This is a genomic window from Acidovorax sp. SUPP950 (assembly GCF_030158935.1).
In the GTDB taxonomy this organism is placed as follows: Bacteria; Pseudomonadota; Gammaproteobacteria; order Burkholderiales; family Burkholderiaceae_C; genus Paracidovorax.
Genome location: NZ_BQXE01000001.1, coordinates 1,874,143 through 1,889,213 on the forward strand (window position 1 = coordinate 1,874,143; position 15,071 = coordinate 1,889,213).

The following is a 15,071-nucleotide window of genomic DNA, read 5'->3' on the forward strand; positions in this document are numbered from 1 at the left end:
ATGCAAGAAGGCGGCCCGGGAAAACGCCCGCATCCGGCAGGGGCATGGTGCGCCCCATCGTGGACCTTGCTATTGAAAATGTAGCAATCGAGGCAAGAGGGATCTGCGCGGGCGGCCCTGCAGCCCTGGAACCTTAGAATCTGCGCCCATGCATATTCATATTCTGGGCATCTGCGGCACGTTCATGGGAGGCCTGGCGGCACTGGCGCGCGAAGCGGGCCACAAGGTCACCGGCTGCGACGCCGGCGTGTACCCCCCGATGAGCGACCAGCTGCGCGCCTTGGGGATCGAACTGATCGAAGGCTACGGCGCGGACCAGATGGCGCTGGCGCCCGATGTGTTCGTGATCGGCAACGTGGTCAGCCGGGCGCGCCTGCCCGACGGCACGCCGAAATTCCCCCTGATGGAGGCCATCCTCGACGCCGGCGCCGCCTACACCAGCGGGCCCCAGTGGCTTGCCGAGCACGTGCTGCAGGGCCGGCACGTGCTGGCCGTGGCGGGCACCCACGGCAAGACGACCACCACGTCGATGCTGGCCTGGGTTCTGGAATGCGCGGGCCTGCAGCCCGGCTTCCTGGTGGGCGGCGTGCCGCTGGATTTCGGCGTGTCGGCCCGACTGGGCGCCGCGCGCCGTCCGGTGGCCGGCCCGGGCGTGGCGGGCGATGCGCCCGTGTTCGTGATCGAGGCGGACGAATACGACACCGCGTTCTTCGACAAGCGCAGCAAGTTCGTGCACTACCGCCCCCGCACCGCGGTGCTGAACAACCTGGAATTCGACCACGCGGACATCTTCGACGACCTGCCGGCCATCGAGCGGCAGTTCCACCACCTGGTGCGCACCGTGCCGCCGTCGGGCCGCGTGGTGGTCAACGGGCTGGAGGAAAGCCTGGCCCGCGTGCTGCATGCCGGCTGCTGGAGCGAGGTGGCGAGCTTCGGCGCGCTGGTGAGCGACTTCACGGCGCAAGGCGAGCCGCACGCCTTCGATGTGCTCCACCAGGGCCGGACCGTGGCCCGCGTGGAATGGGCGCTGACCGGGGTGCACAACCAGTTGAATGCGCTGGCCGCCATCGCCGCCGCCCACCACGTGGGCGTGGCGCCGGCAGAGGCCGGCCGTGCGCTCGCGCGGTTCCAGAACGTGAAGCGGCGCATGGAACTGCGCGGCACCGTGCGCGGCATTGCGGTGTACGACGACTTCGCACACCACCCGACCGCCCTGCGCACCACGCTGGACGGGCTGCGCCGCAGCGTGGGCCCGGCGGCGCGCATCCTCGCGGCGTTCGAGCCGCGCAGCAACACCATGAAGCTGGGCACCATGAAATCGCAGCTGCCCTGGGCGCTGGAGCCGGCCGACCTGGCGTTCTGCCACACCGCCGGCCTGGACTGGGACGCGGCCCAGGTGCTCGCGCCGCTGGGCGACAAGGCCCGGACGGCGGCGGACATCGGCACGCTGATCGGACAGATCACCCAGGCGGCCCGGCCGGGCGATCACATCGTGTGCATGAGCAATGGCAGCTTCGGCGGCATCCATGGCAAGCTCATCGATTTGCTATCGAAATAATAGCGATATGCCCTAGAAGAATATGCGCTGGAGGCCAATTCGGCTGATGGCGCAGCGAGAGCGGCCCTGAGCAGCCCTGCCGCTCACCGTTTCCTCTTCAATACGTCACGGCCATGGCCGGGACATCCACCCGCACGATCGGTCGGGCCAGTGCGGCGCTGGCGGCTTCGGCGAACTGCCGGCCCCATTGCGCGTCGGCCAGCAGCGGGGCCCCGGCAGCCTGTGCCACCGTGAGCACCTTGTCGGCCAGCAGCACCTTGCCGCTGGCCCGCAGAGGCTCGCACTCCAGGCTGATGAACGCCTCGTCCAGCCAGCGGCGGGCGTCTTCATTGCTCAAAGGCTGCGAGCCTTCCAGGTCGAAACGGAATTCCTGGCCCGGCGCCAGGGTGATCGAGACTTCTCTGCGCATGGATTGTTTTCCTGGTTGAGGTGGGGCCAAGGGCGGCCACGCAAGCCAATGCCCGCGGCGGGGCCATCGAGCTTACATCGCACGCCGCTGCCCCGGCCCCTGGTTTTTCAGCGGGCGCGGCGGGCGGCCACGGCTGCCGACAGGTCGGCCAGCGCCGACAGCGAATCGTCCCAGCCCAGGCAGGCGTCGGTGATGCTCTTGCCGTACTCCAGGGCGCCCGGCTGGTCCTTGCCCGGCGTGAATTTCTGGGCACCGGCGGTCAGGTGGCTCTCGATCATCACGCCGAACACGCAGCGCGAGCCGCCCCCGATCTGCGCGCCGATCTCGCGCGCCACGTCGCGCTGCTTTTCGTGCTGCTTGCTGCTGTTGGCATGGCTGCAATCCACCATCAGCGTGGCGGGCAACTTGGCGGCCTCCAGGTCTTGGCAGGCCGCGGCGACGCTGGCCGCGTCGTAGTTGGGCGCTTTGCCGCCGCGCAGGATCACGTGGCAGTCGGGATTGCCCTGCGTGTTGACGATGGCCACCTGCCCGTTCTTGTGCACCGACAGGAAGTGGTGGCCGCGGCTGGCGGACTGGATCGCGTCGGTGGCGATGCGGATGTTGCCGTCCGTGCCGTTCTTGAAGCCGATGGGCGCCGACAGGCCCGAGGCCAGTTCGCGGTGCACCTGGCTTTCGGTGGTGCGCGCGCCGATGGCGCCCCAGCTGATGAGGTCGCCGATGTACTGGGGCGAGATCACGTCCAGGAACTCGCTGCCCGCCGGCACGCCCATGCGGTTGATGTCGATGAGCAGCTGGCGCGCGATGCGCAGGCCTTCGTCGATGCGGTAGCTCTCGTCCAGGTACGGATCGTTGATCAGGCCCTTCCAGCCCACCGTGGTGCGGGGCTTCTCGAAGTACACACGCATCACGATCTCCAGCGTGTCGGCGTACTGCTCGCGCACCGCCTTCAGGCGCCGCGCGTATTCCAGCGCGGCGGCCGGGTCGTGAATGGAGCAGGGGCCGATCACCACCAGCAGCCGGTCGTCCCGGCCCGCCATGATGTCCTGGATGCCGCGCCGCGTGCGCGTGATCAGGGATTCCACCGCCGTTCCCCGGATGGGGAAGAAGCGGATCAGATGTTCTGGAGGGGGCAACACGGTGATGTCCTTGATACGTTCGTCGTCGGTCTGGCTGGTCTTCTCGACGTCGCGGTACCAGGCATCGCTGGTGGGGTTGGCAGTGGCCGTCATGGTTGCGTCCTCGTGGGTTGAATCGGAAAAAAAAGGGGAGCGGAAAAACAAAAAACCGCCGGGCTTTTCAGCTTCGGCGGTTTCTAGAGGAGGGGTGCTCGGGTGGTTGCGCGCTGACCTCTCATCCGCCTGGGACAGAGAAGTAAAACCAAAAATAAAACGCGCTACGCACTTGCATCGGTGGCAATGTAACACCGATTTTTGCGCCGCAACATCCCCGGCGCGTTGCAGCGCTGCCACAAGCGGGGTGCCGCGCTTTCATCGCCCGCGCCCAGCCCACCAGCGGCGCAGGCGCGCCAGCATCGGGCGCCGCCGGGCCGCGGCGGGCTCTGGAGAAGGCTCGCTGAGCATCGCCCCGCCCTGCTCGTACATGTCGATGACCAGCATTGCCTCGCCCAGGGTGCGCCAGGCCAGGCGCTCGAACGCATCGAAGCAGGCCGGCTCGCTGCGGCTTTGGCGGGTCAGTGCCTGGTGCCAGATCTCGATGGCATCGCGCAGGTCTTTCAGGGCCTGCTGGTAGGCCCCCAGTTCGTAGAGCGCATGCCAGGCGGAGCCCAGCCCGGTGAGAAAGAACTGGTGCTCGCGCGCGGCGCGCTTCAGGTGCTCGAGGCTCCAGAAGATGGCGGAGGGATCGGCGCAGGCGCGGCGCAGGTGCGCGGCATCTTCGATGAGCGCGGACAGCGACGTCAGCGCATCGCGGAACTGGCGGGATTCTTCGTCGGCCACGCCTTCGCGCAGCAGCCGGCTCACATCGCCGAACGACTGTGCGGTGTTCAGCAGCTGGCTGGACGACGGGTCAGGCATGGTGGGTGCACGCCTGGAAGGTCCGTCGCCGCCCGGGGCTTTATGCGGTGCCGCCGACCGTCAGGCCGTCGATGCGCAGCGTGGGCTGCCCCACGCCGACCGGCACGCTCTGGCCTTCCTTGCCGCAGGTGCCCACGCCGCTGTCGAGCGCCATGTCGTTGCCGATGAGGGTCACCTTCTTGAGGGATTCCGGACCGCTGCCGACGATGGTCGCGCCCTTGACCGGGTACAGGATCTTGCCGTTCTCGACCCAATACGCCTCGCTGGCCGAGAACACGAACTTGCCGCTGGTGATGTCCACCTGGCCGCCGCCGAAGTTGGTGGCGTAGAGGCCGCGCTTCATGCTCGCGACGATCTCCGCCGGGTCCTTGTCGCCGCCCAGCATGTAGGTGTTGGTCATGCGCGGCATGGGAATGTGCGCGTAGCTCTCGCGCCGGCCGTTGCCGGTGGGCGCCACGCCCGACAGGCGCGCGTTCATCGAATCCTGGATGTAGCCCTTGAGGATGCCGTCCTCGATGAGCACGTTGCGCTGGCTGGCGTGGCCTTCGTCATCCACGTTGAGGGAGCCGCGGCGGTCGGCCAGGGTACCGTCGTCCAGCACCGTCACGCCCTTGGCCGCCACGCGCTGGCCAATGCGGCCGCTGAAGGCGCTCGAGCCCTTGCGGTTGAAATCGCCCTCCAGCCCGTGGCCCACGGCCTCGTGCAGCAGCACGCCTGGCCACCCGGGGCCGAGCACCACGGTCATCTCGCCCGCGGGCGCAGGGCGCGACTCCAGATTGACGAGGGCGGCGTTCACGGCCTCGTCGACGTACCGGGTGATCTGCGCATCGTCGAAATAGGCCAGACCGAAGCGCCCGCCCCCGCCGGCCGAGCCCACCTCGCGGCGGCCGGCCTGCTCGGCGATCACGGTGACCGACAGGCGCACCAGCGGGCGCACGTCGGCGGCCAGCGTGCCGTCGGAGCGCGCCACCAGGACCACGTCGTATTCGCTGGCCAGGCCCGCCATCACCTGGGCCACGCGCGGGTCCTTGGCGCGGGCCTGCTGCTCCACCTTTTCCAGCAGCGCCACCTTGGCCGTGCTGTCCAGCGAAGCGATGGGATCGGTGCCGGGATAGAGCGAGCGGCTGGCGGAGATCTTCTTGAGCGAGATCTTCGCCCGCTTTTCCTGCGAGGCCGCCGAAATCGCCCGGACGGTGCGGGCGGCATCGAGCAGGGAGGCCTCGGAGATGTCGTCGGAATAGGCGAAAGCCGTCTTCTCGCCGCTCACGGCCCGGACCCCGACGCCCTGGTCGATGCTGAACGAACCGGTCTTGACGATGCCTTCTTCCAGGCTCCAGCCCTCGCTGCGCGTGTATTGGAAATACAGGTCGGCATCGTCCACCTGATGGGCCCGGATGTCGGCGAGCGCGCGCGCCAGATGGGTTTCGTCGAGGCCGAAAGGCTCCAGGAGCAGGCGGCGGGCGACGGACAGGCGTTCGATGGTGGGTTCGCGGGAGATCATGGGCGGATTCTAGAAGCCTTGGTGCCCGCCGGCATGGCGCTTTGCGAGCATCCCACCCGGCGGCGCGGCCATGCCGGCGCGAATCGGCCATGGCCAGGCAGACTCTGTGATATTTCACTGATATATCATTCGGTTTCACCGACCCCGCCCACCCGCCCCGATGCCCGTCCTGCCCCAGCCCTCCCTTCCTGCCGCACCCGGCGGCGGCGCCCAGTTGCGCGAGCAGGCCTACGCCGACATCAAGCGCCGCATCATTGCCTGCGAGCTGGCACCCGGCGCGCAGATCAACGAAGGCGCACTGGGCACGCTGCTCGGCCTGGGCCGCACGCCCATCCACCAGGCGCTGCACCGGCTGGAGATGGAAGGACTCGTGACCATCCTGCCGCGCAAGGGCATCGTGGTGGCGCCGCTGTCGCTGGACGAGGTGCTGGACATGATCGAGGTGCGCGCCTGCAACGAGACCCTGTGCGTGCGCCTGGCGGCCGAGCGGGTCCGGCCCGCTGAACTGGCCGCCATGCGCCACCTGCTGGGCGAGGCCCCGGCGCTCCTGGCCGCACACGACGTGCCTGCGCTGATGGCGCTGGACCTGCGCTTTCACAGCGCGATCTCGGCCGCCGCCCGCAACACCGTCCTGGCCGACCTGCTGCGCCGGCTGCACGAACAGCAGGCGCGCTTTTGGTTCCTGACGCTCTCGGAGGCCGGGCACAGCGTGCGCATCCACGACGAGCACCAGGACATCCTGGCCGCGCTCGAGCGCCACGACCCCGATGCCGCCGCCGCCGCGATGCAGCGCCACATCGACGATTTCCGCCGCGCGATCACCCGCGCACTTTGATCCTTCCGCCCTTTTCGCCTCCCACCATGCCCCAGCACACCTTCGATCTCGCCGGCCACGGGCCGGTCACCCTGGACATCCGCCACCTCGTCATCGCCGGCTGGGCCGGCCGCGACCGCGCGGCGGTGGACCACCACATCGCCGAACTGGCCGCGATCGGCGTCAAGCCGCCCTCCACGGTGCCCACCTTCTACCGCGTGGCCAGCCAGCTGCTCGACACGGGCAGCGCGGTGCAGGTTCCGGGCCATGACTCCAGCGGCGAGGTGGAATGCGTGCTGCTGGCCAGCGAGGCGCACGGCGTGCTCGTGGGCATCGGCTCGGACCACACGGACCGCACCGTCGAGGCCTACGACGTCACGGTGTCCAAGCAAATGTGCGCCAAGCCCGTGGGCCGCACCCTATGGAAACTGTCGGAGGTACAGGGCCACTGGGACCAGCTGGTCACCCGCTGCTGGCGCACCCGCGACGGCGTGCGCGCGCTGTACCAGGAAGGCGCCCTGGCCCGCCTCCTGCCCCCCGCCGAGCTGATGCAAAAATGGAATGCGGCAGGCGGCCTGTCGGCCCACACGGCCATGTTCTGCGGTACCCATGCGGTGATCGGCGAACTCGGCTGGGGCGAGGCCTTCGAGCTGGAATTGCACGACCCCGTTCTGAACCGCAGCCTGCACCACCACTACGCCACCCAAGCCCTGGAGATCGCCCGATGAATGCCCTCGCCACCACCCGCCACCCCACCGTCCGCGAACAGGCCGAGGCCCTGGCCCGGGGCGACACCACCAGCGTGGCGCTGGTCGAGGCGGCGCTCGCGCGCATCGCCACGCACCGCGCGGCGGGCGGGCACGCCTATGTGGGCGAGGTCGAAGCCGAGGCCGCGCTGCAGGCGGCCCGCGCCAGCGACGCCGCCCGCGCGGGCGGGCACGTGCCCTCGCCGCTGGCGGGCCTGCCCGTTTCCATCAAAGACCTGTTCGACGTGCAGGGCCAGGTGACCCGAGCCGGATCGGCCGTGATGGCCGGGGCACCCGCCCAGGCCGACGCCGTCGCGGTGGCCCGCCTGCGCGCCGCGGGCGCAGTGCTGCTCGGTCGCACCAACCTGAGCGAGTTCGCCTTCTCGGGCCTGGGGCTCAATCCCCACTACGGCACGCCGGCCAACCCGCACGATCCGAGCCGCATCACCGGGGGCTCCACCTCCGGCGGCGCCGCCACCGTGGCGCTCGACCTGGCCACCGTGGCACTGGGCACCGACACGGGCGGCTCGATCCGCATTCCGTCCGCGTTCTGCGGGCTCACGGGCTTCAAGCCCACCGCCCGCCGGGTGCCGCTGGCCGGGGCATACCCGCTGTCGCGCAGCCTGGACTCGGCCGGCCCGCTGGCCCGCAGCGTGGACTGCTGCGCCCTCGTCGATGCCATCCTGAGCGGCGAGGCGCTCGACACCCGCGCCACGCCGCTGGCCGGGCTGCGCCTGGGGGTGACGGACGACTTCGTCATGGACGGCGTCGAGCCCGAGGTGGCGGCCGCCTTCGACGGCGCGCTCCAGCGCCTGTCCGCCGCCGGCGCACGCATCGTGCGCTTCGGCTTCACCGAACTGCACGAGCTGCCCTCGCTCAACGCCGCGGGCGGGCTGATCGCCGCCGAGGCCTGGCAGGTGCACCGCGCGCGGCTGGAAGACCCGGCCCAAGAGGCGCAGTACGACCACCGCGTCGCCCAGCGCACCCGCCGCGGCGCCGCGATTTCCGCGGCCGACTACATCGACCTGCAGGACGCGCGGATGCGCCTGCAAGCCACCGCCCGGGAGCGCCTGCGCGACCTCGACGCTTGGCTGATGCCCACCGTGGCCGTGCGCGCGCCGCGCCTGGCGGACCTCACCGGCGACGATGCCCGATTCTTCGCCACCAACGGGCTGGTGCTGCGCAACACGACGGTGCTCAATTTCCTGGATGGCTGCGCGCTCTCCCTTCCCTGCCAGTCGCCCGGCGAACTGCCCGTGGGCCTGTCCGTGGGTGGCGTGCACGGCGCCGATGCGCGCGTGCTGCAGGTGGGCCGCGCCATCGAAGCCTGCCTGCGCGCGGGCTGAAACGCTTGCGGCCAGGGCCCTGCGCGCGATGAACACCCGCTTCGTCGAAGCCTTTCTCTGGATCGCACGGCTCGGGAGCTTCCGCGCCGCGGCCGAGCGGCTGCACGTGACGCAGGCGGCCATCTCCAACCGCATCGCCTCGCTGGAGGAAGAGATCGGCGCCCGCGTGTTCGAGCGCGACCCGCGCGACCTGCGGCTCACGCCCGTGGGCCTGCGGCTGCTGGACTATGGCGAGCGCATGCTGGAACTGCAGCGCGAGATGATCGCGCTCGGGCACCCGCAGCAGGAGCTTCTCGGCCTGGTGCGCATCGGCGCGATCGAGAGCGTGGTGCACACCTGGCTGGTGGACTTCCTGGGCACGCTGCAGCGCCTGCACCCGGGCATCGAAGTGCAGCTGACCTCGGAAACCACCCTCGCCCTGCACGAGCGCCTGCAGATCGGCGCGATCGACATCGCGCTGCAGACCGACCCCATGGCCAGCGCCGAGATCGTCAACATGGCCTGCCCGCCGATGGCCATGGGCTGGGTGGGCGCCGGCGCCTCCGCGCCCCAGCCCGACGAAGGCCGCATCGCCCACCTGCTGCTGCAGCCGGTGCTGACCATGAGCCCGGGATCACAGCCCCACCAGGCGCTCAAGCAGCTGTACCGGCAGGCCAGCATGCCCGTGGGCAAGGTGCATTGCGTGAGTTCGATGGCGGCGATCGTGAGGCTGGTGCAGTCGGGGTTCGGCAACGCACTGATCCCGCTGCCGCCCGTGCGCGAGGAGATCGAGCGCGGCGACCTGCGCGTGATCGCGTGCGACACGCCCCTGCCGCCCCAGCGCATCGTGGTGAGCCATCTGGACGCCAGCGGCTCGGCCGCCATCCGCCGCGCGGCCGAGCTGGCGTGCAGCGAATCCGAGCGCTTCGCTGCCTCGCTGTCCGCACCATTCCGGACGCCGGGCACAGAGGGTGAACCCTGATTTGGTGCAGAAAAAGCATCCGACCCGACAAGTAATTCTGATGGCCGCAGGGCAAAAAAACCCGTTTGTGGCACGCCGATGCGCGGCCGATGATTCCCTGGTCTTTTTGCAAGGAATCGCAAGTGCCCATGGCTTCCCAGAACCTTCCCTCCGCCGCCCCCGGCACCGTGCACGGCATGCTCTTCGTGGCCGCCGATGTCGATGCCGCCGACGAGGCGGACTTCAACCAGTGGTATGACCGCGAGCATGTCGAAGAGCGCGTACGCATCGACGGTTTTCTCTCCGGTGCCCGCTACGTTTCACGGCAGGGTGGCCGCAAGTACCTGGGCTTGTACCGCACGCAGTCGCTCGCGGCCTTCACGTCCGATGCGTACCGCGCCGCGTTCGGCCGGCAGACGCCCTGGTCGGTCACCAACCTGGGCCGCATGCGGAACCCGATGCGCCGCGTGTGCGCGGTGGAGGCCGTCACCGGCTTCGGCTCCGGCAGCCACCTGAGCGTGCTGGCCCTGCCGCCGGCCGATGACCGCGCCGCACTGGTGGCGCGCGCCGTGCAGGCCGGCACCCAGCTCGCGCAGGTGCCCGGCTTCGTGCAGTCGTACCTGCTGGTGCCGGACCCGGTACTGAGCACACCCCTGCCCACGGAGCGCACCGAGGGCCGCGTGCTGCAGCCGCTCATGGTGGTGGAAACCGGCCATGCCGACGCGCACCGCGAGGCACTGGCGCGCGCTGGTGCGCTGCTGCAGGCCGATGCCGTGGCGGCGGCCCAGTACACGCTGGGCTGGAAGCTCACGCGGGCCGACCTGGCCTGATCCCCTCTGCCACTCCCGGCCCCTGCGCCCCCGATTTTTCCTTCATCGCCTTTCACCGGAGATCCTCCCATGCGTGCAGTTCCCCAGGGCGTCGCCCACGCTCCCCCCGCCGCCCCCAAGATGGGCCGACTTGCCATGGCCAGCTCGGTCGGCACCACGCTCGAGTGGTACGACTTCACGGTCTACAACATCATGGCGGCGCTGGTCTTCAACGCCATCTTCTTTCCGTCCTTCGACCCGCTCACCGGCACCATCCTCGCGTTCTCCACCTATGCCGTGGGCTACATCTCCCGGCCGCTGGGCGGCATGGTGTTCGGCCACCTGGGCGACCGGCTGGGCCGGCGCTTCGTGCTGGTGGCCACGCTGGTGATCATGGGCGTCTCGACCGGGCTGATGGGGCTGCTGCCTACGTACGGCACCTGGGGCATCTGGGCACCCATCGCCCTGGTGGCGCTGCGCTTCGTGCAGGGCGTGGCGCTCGGCGGCGAATGGGCCGGCGCAGTGCTGCTGTCGATGGAGCACGGCAAGCCCACCGAGCGCGGGCGCAACGCCTCGTTCACGCAGGTCGGCCCGTCGTGCGGCACGCTGATCGGCACCGGCTTCATCGCCCTGGTCTCGGCCTGGCTGAGCCCCGAAGACTTCCAGGCCTGGGGCTGGCGCATTCCCTTCGTCTCCAGCGTGGCGCTGGTGCTGTTCGGCCTGTGGCTGCGCCGCGGCGTCGACGAGACGCCGGTGTTCCGCGAAATGGAGGCCCACCAGGCCACGGCCAAGACGCCCATCAAGGAGGTGTTCTCGCAGCACTGGCGGCGCCTGCTGGTGGCCGGCGGATCACGCATCGGCTCGGACGTGCTGTACGCGCTGGTCGTGGTGTTCACCCTGACCTACGTGACCACGGTGCTGCACCTGTCGCGCCCACTGGCGCTCACCGCCACCATGATCGGCGCGGCGTGCAACGCCCTCGCCGTGCCGTGGTTCGGCGCGCTGTCGGACCGCATCGGCCGTCGCCCGGTGTACATCGCCGGCGCGCTGCTGGGCATTGCCTGGGCCTTCGTGTTCTTCGTGCTGATGGACCGGGCGCAGCCGCTCGCCATCTGCGCGGCGGTGGTCGGCGGCCTGCTGATCCACGCCATGATGTACGGCCCGCAGGCCGCCTTCGTGACCGAGCAGTTTCCCAACCGGGTGCGCTATGCCGGCGCCTCGCTGGCCTACACGCTGGCGGGCATCCTGGGGGGCGGCTTCGCGCCGCTGATCATCGCCTCGCTGTTCAAGTCGTACGGCTCCACCGTGGCGGTGTCGCTCTACGTGACGGCCGCGCTGGGCCTCACGCTGGTGGCCCTGCTGGTCGCCCGCGAGACCGCGCACGAGCCGCTGCAGGCCTGAGCCGCCCGGCCCCTCACGAAGCCGGCCGCCTGGCCGGCTTTTTCATGTGCGCTCGTTCAGCGGAATGCGCTGCGCCCGTGCGATGGACATCAGCACGCCCAGCGCCAGCCCCAGCGTGACCATGGCGGTGCCGCCGTAGCTCACGAAGGGCAGCGGCACGCCCACCACGGGCAGGATGCCGCTCACCATGCCCATGTTCACGAAGGCGTAGGTGAAGAAGATCATCGACACCGCGCCGGCCATCAGGCGCGAGAACAGTGTGGTGGCCCCGACCGCGATGGCCAGGCCCCGCCACACCAGCATCAGGAAGCACACGATCAGGAACAGGTTGCCGGCCAGCCCGAACTCCTCGGAGAACGCGGCGAAGATGAAGTCGGTCGTGCGCTCGGGAATGAACTCCAGGTGGGTCTGCGTGCCGGCCATGAAGCCCTTGCCCCAGAAGCCCCCCGAGCCGATGGCGATCATGCCCTGGATGATGTGAAAGCCCTTGCCCAGTGGATCGCGCGTGGGGTCCAGCAGGGTGCAGATGCGCTGCTGCTGGTAGTCGTGCAGCACGGGCCAGCGCACCCCGTCGGCGCACAGCTGGGGCTCGAACCACACGATGAGGGCGATGCCGATGCCCCCGATCAGCACGGGCGGCAGCACCAGCTTCCAGGGCAGGCCGGCGAAGAAGATCACCGACAGCCCGGCCGCCAGCACCAGCAGCGAGGTGCCCAGGTCGGGCTGCTTCATGATGAGCCCCACCGGCACCGCCAGCAGCGCGCCGGCCACCACGAAGTCCAGCGGCCGCAACTGGCCCTCGCGCCGCTGGAACCACCAGGCCAGCATGAGCGGCATGGCGATCTTGAGCAGTTCGCTGGGCTGGATGACCAGCCCCAGGTTGATCCAGCGCTGCGCGCCCTTCTTGGTGATGCCGAACAGCGCCACCGCCACCAGCAGCGCCACCCCCACCGTGTACAGCGGCACGGCCATCGCCATCAGCCGCTGGGGCGGCACCTGCGCCACCACGAACAGGATGCCGGCGGCCAGCAGCATGTTGCGGCCATGGTCGTAAAAGCGCGTGCCGTGGTCGTAGCCCGAGGAATACATGGCCACCAGCCCGGTCGATGCCAGCATCAACAGCACCAGGATGAGCAGCCAGTCGAAGCCACGGAACAAGGGCAGGACGCGCTGCAGCAGGGAGGGTTTGTCGAAGACGGCGGACATGGGGCGCGATTATCCGGCCGGCCGAAGGCGCCGCCGTCCCGGCACAATCGAAGGCCCCCGGCACTGCCGCACCATTGCCTGCATCGCTCCACGCCGCCGCGCGCCCCACCATGCCCACCACCCACCTGCTCTACCTGCACGGCTTTCGCTCCTCGCCCCAGTCGGCCAAGGCCCGGCAGATGGCGGCGCACGTGGCCGCCCACCATCCGGGCGTGCATTTCTGGTGCCCGCAGTTGCCGCCCTCGCCCCGGGCGGCCATGGGCCTCGTGGCGCAGGGCATCGCGGACTGGCCGCAGGGGACGATGGCGGTGGTGGGCTCCTCCCTCGGCGGGTTCTACGCGAGCTGGGTGGCGCAGCAGGCCCGCTGCCCGAGCGTGCTGCTGAACCCCGCCGTGGACCCGGCGCGCGACCTGGAACGCTACATCGGTGAGCAGACCGCATGGCACGACCCGGCCGAGCGCTTTTTCTTCCGCCCCGAATACATCGCCGAGCTGCGCGCGCTGGACATGCGGGGCCGGCCCCCGGCCGGCCCGGAGCTGGCCGTCATCGCCAAGGGCGACGAGCTGCTGGACTGGCGCGAGATGGCGGGCCGCTATGCCGCCGCGCAGGTGGTCCTGCTGGAGGGCGGCGACCATGCCTTGAGCGACTTTCCCGCGCACATCGGCACGGTGGCGCGGTTCTGCGGCTTGGCCTGAGAGGCGGTCAGGGCATCAAGGCAGCGGGGCGGAGGCTGCGGCGGCCGGGTGGCTGGCCGCCCAGCGCGCGTACTCCTGCGGATAGGCGATGCGGTAGCGCACCGTGTGGAAATCCACCTCGTCCGTGCGCCCGAGCAATGCCGCGCTGGCCAGCACCGCCTCGATGACACGGGGCTCGGGCGAGTAGTGCAGCAGCCGCGTGGCCCGGGTGTGGACGTCGGCCGCGTTCTGCGCGGTCACGGGCGTCGTCGTCACGGTGGCGAAATCGGCCGTGCCGCGGAAGAAGGCGATATCGCCCAGCACCTTGCGGGCGGTGTCTTCGCGGTAGGCCGGGTCGCGGTCGGGCACGGCGCGGTAGAGCTGGCTCACCCGTTCGTAGTCGCGCACCAGCAGCCCCCCGAAGGCCAACGCAGCACCCCCGGCCAGCGCGGCGGCGGCGATCCAGGCCGGGCCGGGCCGCCAGGGCCGCGCCGGGCGCACGAGCAGCAGCAACGCGAACCCCGTGGCCAGCTGGAACGGGCCGTACCACAGCGGAAATTCCAGCAGGCTGTGCACGCCCACGATGGCCAGCACGCCCCAGGCCAGCTGCCGCACCGGATCGGTCTCGCGCCAGGGGGCCAGGCGCCACACGCCCCACAGCGCCAGCAGGCACAGCCCGCCCGCCACGGGCAAGCCCAGCTCGACGGCCAGGTGCAGCGGCAGGTTGTGGGCGTTGTCCAGCAGCACGCAAAAGCGCTCGCCCGGGAACAGCGTGCTGTAGTGGGCATAGGCCATCTCGCCCCAGCCCCAGCCGGTCCAGGGCTTTTGCGCGATCAGGTGAAGCATGTTGGACCACAGCACGGTGCGGCTGACGCAGCCTTGGCCCTCGTCCGCGAGCCGCTGGAACAGCCCGTCCATCGACACGCCCGCCCAGCGCTCCAGCATCCAGGGCAGCGCCCAGGCCGCCAGCGCGTACAGCAGCCCCCCCGTGGCGGCGAAGGCCAGGGGCAGGCCGCCCAGGGAGCGGCGCCAGAGCACCAGCAGCCCGAGCATCACGCCCCATTCGAGGATGCCGGTGCGCGAGGCGGTGGCCGCATCCGCCGTGCTGATGAGCATCAGCGCCCAGGCGGCCAGCACGCCCGCGGCCACGGGCCGCCACGGCTGGCGGGTGCCGGGCAGCGCGGCCTGCAGGCGGCCCACCATCCAGGCCAGGGCCCAGGCGCCCATGCCCAGCAGCGAGGCCTGCTGGTTGCGCTGGCGCAGATTGCCCAGCGCCAGCCCCGGCGTGGAGGGGTAGATCCACGGCGCCGCGCCCACGTCGCCCCAGAAAAACTGCACCAGCCCGACCCCCGAGGCCAGTACCGCGGCCAGCACCAGCCCGCCCGCCAGCACCCAGGCGGCCCCGCGGCGCAGCCCTCCCCGGGCCGGCGGCACCCGGGCCGCGCCGATCGCCAGGCCCGCCAGCACGAGGGCGCACGCCCCCGACACCATCAGCGGCCAGAAATTGGACAGCGGCGCCTGGGTGTGCGCGAACAGGAACGGCAGCGCCACGGCCACGGTGGCCAGCGCGGCGGCGAAAGCGTTGAACAAAGGCATGGGGCGGTTGGCCAAGGCAAAGGGCCGATCATAGGCAG

Annotated in this window: 14 protein-coding genes; 8 read left to right on the top strand and 6 right to left on the bottom strand. The window is 70.4% G+C overall.

Features of this window, described 5'->3' with window-relative positions; all coding sequences use genetic code 11:
- Positions 1–148: 148 nt before the first annotated feature.
- A complete protein-coding gene (gene mpl / locus AVME950_RS08640; RefSeq protein WP_284429455.1) occupies positions 149–1,558 on the top strand; it encodes a UDP-N-acetylmuramate:L-alanyl-gamma-D-glutamyl-meso-diaminopimelate ligase in 1,410 nt (469 codons plus the stop codon).
- A gap of 97 nt (positions 1,559–1,655) precedes the next feature.
- Here mpl and AVME950_RS08645 read toward each other — a convergent pair whose 3' ends face one another.
- The 4 genes from AVME950_RS08645 to tldD all read right to left on the bottom strand — a co-directional run bounded on the left by AVME950_RS08645 (position 1,656) and on the right by tldD (position 5,501).
- On the bottom strand, positions 1,656–1,967 hold the full coding sequence (locus tag AVME950_RS08645; RefSeq protein ID WP_284393083.1) for a hypothetical protein: 312 nt from the start codon (positions 1,965–1,967) through the stop codon (positions 1,656–1,658).
- A gap of 107 nt (positions 1,968–2,074) precedes the next feature.
- Positions 2,075–3,196 (bottom strand): 3-deoxy-7-phosphoheptulonate synthase, encoded by a 1,122-nt coding sequence (locus tag AVME950_RS08650; protein WP_284429456.1) that lies wholly within the window; start codon positions 3,194–3,196, stop codon positions 2,075–2,077.
- 258 nt (positions 3,197–3,454) lie between these two features.
- Positions 3,455–4,000, bottom strand: a complete 546-nt coding sequence (locus tag AVME950_RS08655) for a hypothetical protein (protein WP_284429457.1) — start codon at positions 3,998–4,000, stop codon at positions 3,455–3,457.
- A gap of 40 nt (positions 4,001–4,040) precedes the next feature.
- A complete protein-coding gene (gene tldD / locus AVME950_RS08660; RefSeq protein WP_284405293.1) occupies positions 4,041–5,501 on the bottom strand; it encodes a metalloprotease TldD in 1,461 nt (486 codons plus the stop codon).
- A 160-nt stretch (positions 5,502–5,661) separates the two neighbouring features.
- On the opposite strand from tldD, the gene AVME950_RS08665 reads away from it, so the two are divergent.
- From AVME950_RS08665 to AVME950_RS08690, 6 genes are all read left to right on the top strand, one after another.
- A complete protein-coding gene (locus AVME950_RS08665) occupies positions 5,662–6,336 on the top strand; it encodes a GntR family transcriptional regulator (protein ID WP_284429458.1) in 675 nt (224 codons plus the stop codon).
- Between the two features lie 26 nt (positions 6,337–6,362).
- Positions 6,363–7,043 (top strand): DUF2848 domain-containing protein, encoded by a 681-nt coding sequence (locus AVME950_RS08670; protein ID WP_284429459.1) that lies wholly within the window; start codon positions 6,363–6,365, stop codon positions 7,041–7,043.
- Positions 7,040–8,407: an amidase gene (locus tag AVME950_RS08675; RefSeq protein ID WP_284429460.1), complete on the top strand. Its 1,368-nt coding sequence runs from the start codon at positions 7,040–7,042 to the stop codon at positions 8,405–8,407. Before AVME950_RS08670 ends, AVME950_RS08675 begins: the two co-directional genes overlap by 4 nt.
- A gap of 28 nt (positions 8,408–8,435) precedes the next feature.
- Positions 8,436–9,368 carry a LysR family transcriptional regulator gene (locus AVME950_RS08680; protein ID WP_284405289.1) on the top strand — a complete coding sequence of 311 codons (933 nt, stop codon included), beginning with the start codon at positions 8,436–8,438 and terminating at the stop codon, positions 9,366–9,368.
- 128 nt (positions 9,369–9,496) lie between these two features.
- Entirely contained in the window at positions 9,497–10,177 is a 681-nt protein-coding gene (locus AVME950_RS08685; RefSeq protein ID WP_284429461.1) for a DUF4286 family protein, read from the top strand.
- Between the two features lie 69 nt (positions 10,178–10,246).
- Positions 10,247–11,557, top strand: coding sequence for an MFS transporter (locus AVME950_RS08690; protein ID WP_284393073.1), 1,311 nt, complete (start codon positions 10,247–10,249; stop codon positions 11,555–11,557).
- Positions 11,558–11,599: 42 nt separating this feature from the next.
- Here the strand turns inward: AVME950_RS08690 and rodA are convergent, their stop codons facing one another.
- Entirely contained in the window at positions 11,600–12,763 is a 1,164-nt protein-coding gene (rodA, locus tag AVME950_RS08695; RefSeq protein WP_272567244.1) for a rod shape-determining protein RodA, read from the bottom strand.
- Between the two features lie 110 nt (positions 12,764–12,873).
- On the opposite strand from rodA, the gene AVME950_RS08700 reads away from it, so the two are divergent.
- Positions 12,874–13,458, top strand: a complete 585-nt coding sequence (locus AVME950_RS08700) for a YqiA/YcfP family alpha/beta fold hydrolase (protein WP_284429462.1) — start codon at positions 12,874–12,876, stop codon at positions 13,456–13,458.
- A 15-nt stretch (positions 13,459–13,473) separates the two neighbouring features.
- Here AVME950_RS08700 and AVME950_RS08705 read toward each other — a convergent pair whose 3' ends face one another.
- On the bottom strand, positions 13,474–15,033 hold the full coding sequence (locus tag AVME950_RS08705; RefSeq protein WP_272567242.1) for a PglL family O-oligosaccharyltransferase: 1,560 nt from the start codon (positions 15,031–15,033) through the stop codon (positions 13,474–13,476).
- Positions 15,034–15,071: the final 38 nt, after the last annotated feature.

What these genes read in the sequence shown, in the direction of transcription:
- rodA (WP_272567244.1), bottom strand. Translation starts at nt 12,763, where the DNA reads ATGTCCGCCGTCTTCGACAAACCCTCCCTGCTGCAGCGCGTCCTGCCC.
- AVME950_RS08685 (WP_284429461.1), top strand. Translation starts at nt 9,497, where the DNA reads ATGGCTTCCCAGAACCTTCCCTCCGCCGCCCCCGGCACCGTGCACGGC.
- AVME950_RS08675 (WP_284429460.1), top strand. Translation starts at nt 7,040, where the DNA reads ATGAATGCCCTCGCCACCACCCGCCACCCCACCGTCCGCGAACAGGCC.
- AVME950_RS08665 (WP_284429458.1), top strand. Translation starts at nt 5,662, where the DNA reads ATGCCCGTCCTGCCCCAGCCCTCCCTTCCTGCCGCACCCGGCGGCGGC.
- AVME950_RS08670 (WP_284429459.1), top strand. Translation starts at nt 6,363, where the DNA reads ATGCCCCAGCACACCTTCGATCTCGCCGGCCACGGGCCGGTCACCCTG.
- AVME950_RS08690 (WP_284393073.1), top strand. Translation starts at nt 10,247, where the DNA reads ATGCGTGCAGTTCCCCAGGGCGTCGCCCACGCTCCCCCCGCCGCCCCC.
- AVME950_RS08680 (WP_284405289.1), top strand. Translation starts at nt 8,436, where the DNA reads ATGAACACCCGCTTCGTCGAAGCCTTTCTCTGGATCGCACGGCTCGGG.
- AVME950_RS08650 (WP_284429456.1), bottom strand. Translation starts at nt 3,196, where the DNA reads ATGACGGCCACTGCCAACCCCACCAGCGATGCCTGGTACCGCGACGTC.
- AVME950_RS08700 (WP_284429462.1), top strand. Translation starts at nt 12,874, where the DNA reads ATGCCCACCACCCACCTGCTCTACCTGCACGGCTTTCGCTCCTCGCCC.
- AVME950_RS08645 (WP_284393083.1), bottom strand. Translation starts at nt 1,967, where the DNA reads ATGCGCAGAGAAGTCTCGATCACCCTGGCGCCGGGCCAGGAATTCCGT.
- AVME950_RS08705 (WP_272567242.1), bottom strand. Translation starts at nt 15,033, where the DNA reads ATGCCTTTGTTCAACGCTTTCGCCGCCGCGCTGGCCACCGTGGCCGTG.
- mpl (WP_284429455.1), top strand. Translation starts at nt 149, where the DNA reads ATGCATATTCATATTCTGGGCATCTGCGGCACGTTCATGGGAGGCCTG.
- AVME950_RS08655 (WP_284429457.1), bottom strand. Translation starts at nt 4,000, where the DNA reads ATGCCTGACCCGTCGTCCAGCCAGCTGCTGAACACCGCACAGTCGTTC.
- tldD (WP_284405293.1), bottom strand. Translation starts at nt 5,501, where the DNA reads ATGATCTCCCGCGAACCCACCATCGAACGCCTGTCCGTCGCCCGCCGC.